The sequence below is a fragment of the Nitriliruptor sp. genome (assembly GCF_040882075.1).
In the GTDB taxonomy this organism is placed as follows: domain Bacteria; phylum Actinomycetota; class Nitriliruptoria; order Nitriliruptorales; family Nitriliruptoraceae; genus Nitriliruptor.
Map to the genome: position 1 here is coordinate 1 of NZ_JBBEBZ010000172.1, position 6,721 is coordinate 6,721.

At 72.5% G+C, this 6,721-nt stretch carries 7 protein-coding genes; 3 read left to right on the forward strand and 4 right to left on the reverse strand.

What is annotated here, in order from left to right; translation table 11 throughout:
- A partial coding sequence (locus WEB03_RS11240) for a hypothetical protein (protein WP_368071043.1) occupies positions 1 to 242 on the reverse strand: 242 nt, incomplete at its 3' end.
- A 187-nt stretch (positions 243 to 429) separates the two neighbouring features.
- Between WEB03_RS11240 and WEB03_RS11245 the strand changes: the two genes are divergently transcribed.
- The 3 genes from WEB03_RS11245 (at position 430) to WEB03_RS11255 (ending at position 3,110) form a co-directional block, all read left to right on the forward strand.
- Positions 430 to 1,038: a DinB family protein gene (locus WEB03_RS11245; RefSeq protein ID WP_368071044.1), complete on the forward strand. Its 609-nt coding sequence runs from the start codon at positions 430 to 432 to the stop codon at positions 1,036 to 1,038.
- 235 nt (positions 1,039 to 1,273) lie between these two features.
- Positions 1,274 to 1,795, forward strand: coding sequence for a phosphoribosyltransferase (locus WEB03_RS11250; RefSeq protein ID WP_368071045.1), 522 nt, complete (start codon positions 1,274 to 1,276; stop codon positions 1,793 to 1,795).
- Positions 1,796 to 1,853: 58 nt separating this feature from the next.
- On the forward strand, positions 1,854 to 3,110 hold the full coding sequence (locus WEB03_RS11255; protein ID WP_368071046.1) for a glycosyltransferase family 4 protein: 1,257 nt from the start codon (positions 1,854 to 1,856) through the stop codon (positions 3,108 to 3,110).
- Positions 3,111 to 3,241: 131 nt separating this feature from the next.
- Here the strand turns inward: WEB03_RS11255 and WEB03_RS11260 are convergent, their stop codons facing one another.
- The 3 genes from WEB03_RS11260 to WEB03_RS11270 are packed head-to-tail and all read right to left on the reverse strand — an operon-like array spanning position 3,242 to position 6,611.
- Positions 3,242 to 4,102 carry a hypothetical protein gene (locus tag WEB03_RS11260; protein WP_368071047.1) on the reverse strand — a complete coding sequence of 287 codons (861 nt, stop codon included), beginning with the start codon at positions 4,100 to 4,102 and terminating at the stop codon, positions 3,242 to 3,244.
- Between the two features lie 56 nt (positions 4,103 to 4,158).
- Complete coding sequence (locus WEB03_RS11265; RefSeq protein ID WP_368071048.1) at positions 4,159 to 4,779, reverse strand: pentapeptide repeat-containing protein; 621 nt, start codon at positions 4,777 to 4,779, stop codon at positions 4,159 to 4,161.
- The gene (locus WEB03_RS11270) at positions 4,776 to 6,611 is read right to left on the reverse strand and encodes an alpha/beta fold hydrolase (RefSeq protein ID WP_368071049.1); all 1,836 of its coding nucleotides are present in this window, start codon (positions 6,609 to 6,611) and stop codon (positions 4,776 to 4,778) included. Before WEB03_RS11270 ends, WEB03_RS11265 begins: the two co-directional genes overlap by 4 nt.
- Between the last annotated feature and the right edge of the window lie 110 nt (positions 6,612 to 6,721).

Below are 6,721 nucleotides of genomic sequence, written 5' to 3' on the forward strand. Positions count from 1 at the left end.
CCCTCAGGGACGGGAGCACCCTCGTGGTCGGCCAGGATCATGGACACCGCGCCCGCGACGCCGCCATCGCGGTGGGTGAACGGTGATGGATCGAACCCGGGGTCGCCGTCACGGGGGCCGGTCGCCGACGGGACGTTCACCGGGGCAGCGCCGCGTCGGGGGTCGTAGCTGGGGTGGCGTTCGCGGGCGAGGGCAGGCAGGGCCGGGCGGCGGGTGTGCCGGTAGCCCTGACTGCTGCGCATGCGGTCCCTCATCGGTAGGCGGGATGCTTCCAGTGTACTCGTACATGTGTTCGATGCAAGGTTCTGTCCGGGTCGCTGTGGACAACGAGACACCGGGTGCGGTGACCGGTCGCGAGCGTGTCGCGATGCCCGTCTCGGCGGGCTCCGCGGGGTTACGGTCGGCGTTCGGGCGAGCGAGGGAGGCACGGTGAGCGGGTCGGATCCGAAGGCGGTGCTGCAGCGCTACCTCCAGGCGGGGCGCGACGCGATCGTGTGGAAGCTCGACGGTCTCGGCGAGTACGACGTGCGGCGTCCGTTGGTGCGAACGGGCACGAACCTGCTCGGCTTCGTCAAACACCTCGCGGGTGTCGAAGCGGGCTACCTCGGCGCGACCTTCGGTCGGCCCTTCCCGCTCGCGATCCCGTGGATGGACGACGACGCCGAGCGCAACGCCGACCTGTGGGCGCGCCCTGACGAGACCCGCGAGGAACTGGTCGAGCTGTACCGACGGGTCTGGGCGCACGGCGACGAGACGATCGCCGAGCTCGACCTCGATGCGCCCGGTCGCGTGCCGTGGTGGTCGCCCGAGCACGCCGAGGTGACCCTGCACCGGATCCTCGTCCACGTCGCCACCGAGACGCACCGGCACGCCGGCCACGCCGACCTCGTCCGTGAGCTGATCGACGGCGCCGCCGGCATGCGGCCGGGCGACCCGAACATCGAGTCCGGGGACGACGCCTCGTGGCGCGCCCACCACGACCGGGTCGAGGAAGCGGCCCGCGAGGCGGCCGGCGAGGGAGTCACGGATCGGTCGTGATCATCCCGACCTCCGCGGTGAGGAGCCATGTCGCCTCCGCACGCCACGGTCGCTCCTACGCGTCACCGGTGATCAGCTGAGGCGACGTTGACGACCTCCCGCGACATCGCTGACCTCGCCCGGCGGGGCGCGGACGGGCCGGCCGGCGACGCGTCGGCCGCACCCGTCCGCCGGCGTAGGCTCGCCGCGGACTCGTGGCCAGCACGGGCGACAGACCACGAGCGTCGGAGGGTGCGTGAGCGAGGAACGCGAGGTGCTGGACTGGGCGACCTACGGGGTCGCGGTCCGCGAGCTGGCGCAGCAGGTCGTCGACGACGGCTACCGCCCGGACATCGTGCTCTCGATCGCCCGCGGGGGTCTGGTCGTCGCCGCCTCCCTGGCGTACGCGCTGTCGGTCAAGCCCTGCTTCGTGCTCAACGTCGAGTACTACACCGGCATCGAACAGCGACGCGACGAGCCGGTCGTGCTGCCGCCGCTGCTCAACCTCGACGAGGCCAAGGGCGCGAAGGTGCTGATCGCCGACGACGTCGCCGACACCGGCCACACCTTGCAGCTCGTGCACAACCTCATCGCGGACCGGGTCGCCGAGGCTCGCACCGCGGTGCTCTACGGCAAGCCAGGGTCGGTCATCACGTGCGAGTACGTCTGGAAGCCGACCGACCGGTGGATCGAGTTCCCCTGGTCGAGCGAGCAGCCGCTGGTCGACCCCGCGCTGACCGCGACCTGGCCCTCACCGGTGAGCCAGAGCACGACCTGACCTCCGCCCGCCGGGCGCCCCGACCGTTGGCAGGTGGGCCCTCGCCTACCTTCCGCCCATGCGCATCCTCATCTGGCACGGCTACCTGCTCGGCGGGACGGGTTCGAACGTCTACACCCGTTCGCTCGCCCGGACCTGGGCGCGGCAGGGGCACGATGTCGTCGTGCTCTGTCAGGACCCGCACCCGGAGCTGACTGACCTCGGCGGCGCCGAGGTGGTCCGTCCGCAGCTCGACGGTCAGCTACCGGTCTTCGTCCTCGACCGGTACGAGGACGCCGACCCGGTCCTCCTCGGTGAGATGGACGAGGCAGCGAGGCAGCGCTTCGTCGAGGTGAACGCCGCGGCCGTCCGTGCGCAGCTCCCCGCGGATCTGGTGCTGGTCAACCACGTCCTGCTCGGCGCGCCGGTCGGTGCCGCCTCGGGTGCACCGTTCGTGGTCAAGGCGCACGGCTCCGAGCTGGAGTTCGCGATGCGTGACGCGCCCGATCTGCAGCGCTGGGGGCGCGAGACGCTCGACCAGGCCAGTGCGGTGATCGCCGGGTCCGACCACATCGTGGCGGTCCTCGACGCGGTCGTCGGCGCCGGGCCTCACTCGTCGCGGACCGTCGTGATCCCGCCGGGTGTGGACGTCGAGCTGCTGCGGCCGCGGGCCCGGGACGCCGCCCTCCGCGACCTGATCAGCGAGTGCGAGATGGACCCGCCGAACCCCGCCGACCGCCACGACGAACGCCGGCCGGACGAGGGCAACGCCGGACGGTTGGCGATCTTCCTCGAGGACCCCGCGCCGACGGTGCTGTTCGTCGGCAAGATCAGCGAGGAGAAGGGTGTCCCGCTGCTCATCGAGGCCCTCCGCGCCATCGACGCCCGGGCCGTGATCGTCGGGTTCGGTCCGGCACGGGCCGAGCTCGAACGGGACGCGGACGACCGGGTGCTGTTCACCGGACCGCTCGAGCACCGCCATCTCGCCCACCTGTGGCCGCTCGCCGACGTCGCCGTCACCCCCTCGCTGTTCCCCGAGGCGTTCGGGATGGTCGCGGCCGAGGCGGCGGCGTGCGGGTGCCCGCCGCTCGTGGCACGCCACTCCGGGCTCGCGGAGATCGCCGCCCGGCTCGAGACCACCTACCCGTCGGAGCTTGCGCACCTCGTCGGTTTCGAGCGGGGCGATGTCGAGGACCTGCGGTCCAAGCTCGCGGAGCTGTTCGCGCTCTCACCGGACGACCGGCGCCGGATCTCCGAGGCGGCACGAGCGACCGCCGTCGATGCCTGGAGCTGGGACAGCGTCGCCGACCGGATCGCGCAGCTCGCCGAGGCCTGAGCACGTCCGGCTCCCGCTGTGCAACTACCTGGGATGGGGCCCAGTTCCTTGCACCGGTCTCGCACCGGGCGGGTGCGTCCGGCTCCCGCTGTGCAACTACCTGGGATGGGGCCCAGGAAGTTGCGAGGAGATCAACGGCGCCGCTCCACGCGGTAGTGGAGACGGAGGACCTCCGCCCTCCCGAGCCGGAGCTGATGCTGGCAGCGCAGCTCACCGGCCTCGTCGACGAAGACCTCGAACCGTTCGGGCAGCGGGACGCGGCGGGCCCACCCGTGGTCCTCGCCGGGAGCGCGGACCACCAGGTACGCGCCGTCCTGGCCGAAGCCACCGGTCGGCGACGTGAGCAGGAGGTCGCCTCGGGCCGTCACATCGGGGCGGAGGAGGACCGTGAGGCTCCCGTTCGGGAGCGGGAAGACCACGCGCACCGACGGCCGGTCCGTTCCCGGGAGCGAGACGGTGCCGTAGCAGCCGCCGAACAGCGTGGTGCCCGTGGCCCGGAGCGTCCGCTGCCAGGCCGTCCCGAGGTGCTCGCCGTCGACGCCGGTGAAGGTGATGACCCGGCTCTCCATCCCGTACGCGGTGTCGAGCGGATCGAGCGGGAGCGCGAGCTGCCGCAGCCGCCGAGCGAACAGCGCGTGGATCAGCCGGCCGCCAGGTTCGGCCCACCGCGACCACCGCGACCAGACGTCGAGCTGCCAGTCCGAGGTGTGTTCGTAGAAGTCGCGGATGTCCGGGCGCAGCCGGGCGGCGTCGAAGCCGGGACCGTCGCAGGCGTGGAGGTCGGGCAGCAACCCGCTGCCGGGGCGCTCGGCGGTGGATGCCCCCACCCGCGCGGCGTGCTGAGCGATCCAGGTGTCACCGATGCCGTCGGGGGCGCCGACGGGGCCATCGAGCCACGGCTGCTCGACGAACGAGACCGGGCGGCCCGTCGCGACGACCCACCGCTGGGTGGCGCGATCGAGCAGCGCCCCCTGCCTCGACCCTGCTGCCATCCGCGGGTCTCCTCGGGCGAGCCTCGCGGGACGGTAGCGACGCCGGGCAGCGCCGGTCAGCGGATCTCGACGCCGAGGGATCGGGCGAGCAGGACGGCCCCCGTCAGGTCGAACACGGCGCCCTCGAGGTGGGCCTCGGCGAGGGCGACCCCGTCGAGGTGAGCGTCGGTCAGATCGGCGCCGCGCAGGGTGGTGTGTCGCAGGACCGCGCCGGTCAGGTCCGTCCCCGACAGGTCGACATCGCTGAGGTCGGCGTCGGTCAGGTCCGCGTGCTGCATCCGGACCCCGGCGAGGGTCCGACGCCGCAGGTCCGCGCCACGCAGGTTCACGTACGACCAGTCGCCACCGTCGATCTCGGTCCCGAGCAGCACCGCTCCCGACAGGTCGCTGCCGGTGAGCTTGCAGCCGGTGAACCGGGCGGTCGACAGCCGTGTCCGGTCGAACCGGCAGTTGGTGAACGCCGACCCGTCGTGGACGGAGGCGGTGAGGTCGGCGCCGGACAGGTCGCAGCTGACGAAGCGGGTCCCGCGCGTCGTGATCTCGGCGAGCCGCACCCCCCGCAGGTCGCACCGCTCGAAGGTCGACCCGTCGAGATCGCGGTCGATCAGGTCCTCCTCGCGGAGGTCCTCGTCGACCCGGTGGACAGCGCGGGTGGCGTCGGCGGCGGGATCGGTCACGGTTCCTGGCAACCACCGAGGTGGCGGGCCAGGAACGCCTCGGTCGCGGCGTAGAAGCGCATCTTGTTCCCGGGCTTCACGAACCCGTGACCCTCGTCCTCGAACAGCAGGTACTCGTGCTCGATCCCGCGTTCGCGGAGCGCGGCGACGAACTGTTCGGACTCGGCCTGCTTGACCCGCGGGTCGTTGGCGCCTTGGGCGATCAGCAACGGGATCGACACCTGGTCGGCGCGCGTCAGCGGTGAGCGTTCCGCGAGCAGGTCGGCGTCGCGTTCGGGGTGGCCGATGCGCTCGTGGAACTGGGCGATCATCGGTTCCCAGTAGGGCGGGATCGAGGCGATCAAGGTCTGCAGGTTCGAGGGGCCGACGAGGTCGACCGCGCACGCGAAGGCCTCGGGGGTGAGGGTCGCGCCGACCAGCGCCGCGTACCCGCCGTAGGACCCGCCGTAGATCGCGACCCGGTCCGCGTCGGCGTGCCCGGCGTCGACCGCCCACGCCACGGTGTCGAGCAGGTCGTCGTGCATCGCGGCGCCCCACTGCCGGTCGCCGGCGTTCACGAACGCTTTGCCGTAGCCGGTTGACCCCCGGAAGTTGACCTGCAGCACGAGGTAGCCGCGGTTCGCCAGCCACTGGACCTCGGCGCTGTACCCCCAGGTGTCGCGCGCCCAGGGGCCGCCGTGGACGACCACGACCGTCGGCAGCGCGGTCCGCTCCACGCCGACCGGAGCGGTGAGGTAGCCGTGCAGCACGAGCCCGTCGCGGGCGGTCACCGTGAACGGCTCCATCGAGGCGAGGGGGTAGCGCGTCAGCTCGGGGCGGTCCACGAGCAGCTCGGTGAGCTGTCGGTCGCGGCGGGAGTAGAGGTGGAACGTCGCCGGACCGTCGTCGCGGTCGTCGCGTACGACCCACACGGTGTCGGCGTGGTCGCCGCCGAGCACCATCACGTCGCCGTGTGCCGCCGCCGTGAGCGCCTCGAGGTCGGCGGTGACGTCGTCAGCGATCGCGCGGTGTTCGAGCCGCTCGCGCAGGAAGCTCACCCACCGGACCTCGTGGGTGTCGGGGTGCTGACGGACGTCCACGACGTCGTAGGTCGGGTCCTCGGCGATGAGTTCCGGCTCGCCGGTGTCGAGGTCGTAGCGCAGCAACCGGCTGGTGTTCGCGTCGACCGACGAGATGACGAACAGGCCCCGGCCCGTCGCGTCGAAGCCGAGCGGCGCGGTCCCGAGCGCGTCCTCGATCGGTGCCTCGAGCAGGACCCGCCAGTCGTCGTCGACGCGGTCGCGGACGTGCACGGCCATGCCGCCGTCCTCCGTCGCGGCGAGCGCGGCACGTACCTGCAGGTCGGTGTCGGCCAGCACGTCGACGAAGCCGGGGTTGTCGAAGACCTGCTCGAGCTCACCGGTCGACAGCTGCAGCCGGTAGACGTCGTGGATCGCCGGATCGTCGCGGTTCAGCCCCACGAGGACGACGTCCGGGAAGCGCTTCTCGAACGCGACGAGCCGGGCCTGGACCCCCTCGAACGGGGTCAGGTCCCGGTCCTCACCGCTGTCGAGGTCGACGGCGTGCAGGTGCCAGTCCTCGTCCCCGGCCTCGTCCTGGATGTAGAGCAGGTGACGCCCGTCGTGGGCCCACGCGACGACCCGGATGCCGCGGTCCCGGTCGCGCGTCACGGGCCGAGCGTCGGCCAGGTCGACCCCGCCGACCCACACGTTCATGACGCCCTCGTCCGGCGCCAGCCACGCGAGCTGGGTGCCGTCGGGGGAGATGCTCGGCGCGTCACGCTCGGGATCGCCGAACAGGACCTCGCGGGGGATGAGCGGGGTGTCGGTCACGGGAGCGTCCTGGCGTCCTCGGGTGCACGGCCCCGGCGACACTACCCAGCGCGTGTGGCCCCGAGCCGGGAGTCGGCGGAGCATCCGAGCGCCACACCGCCGTGTCGCGT

Coding starts and splice junctions, on each gene's coding strand:
- WEB03_RS11255 (WP_368071046.1), top strand. CDS start 1,854: ATGCGCATCCTCATCTGGCACGGCTACCTGCTCGGCGGGACGGGTTCG.
- WEB03_RS11260 (WP_368071047.1), bottom strand. CDS start 4,102: ATGGCAGCAGGGTCGAGGCAGGGGGCGCTGCTCGATCGCGCCACCCAG.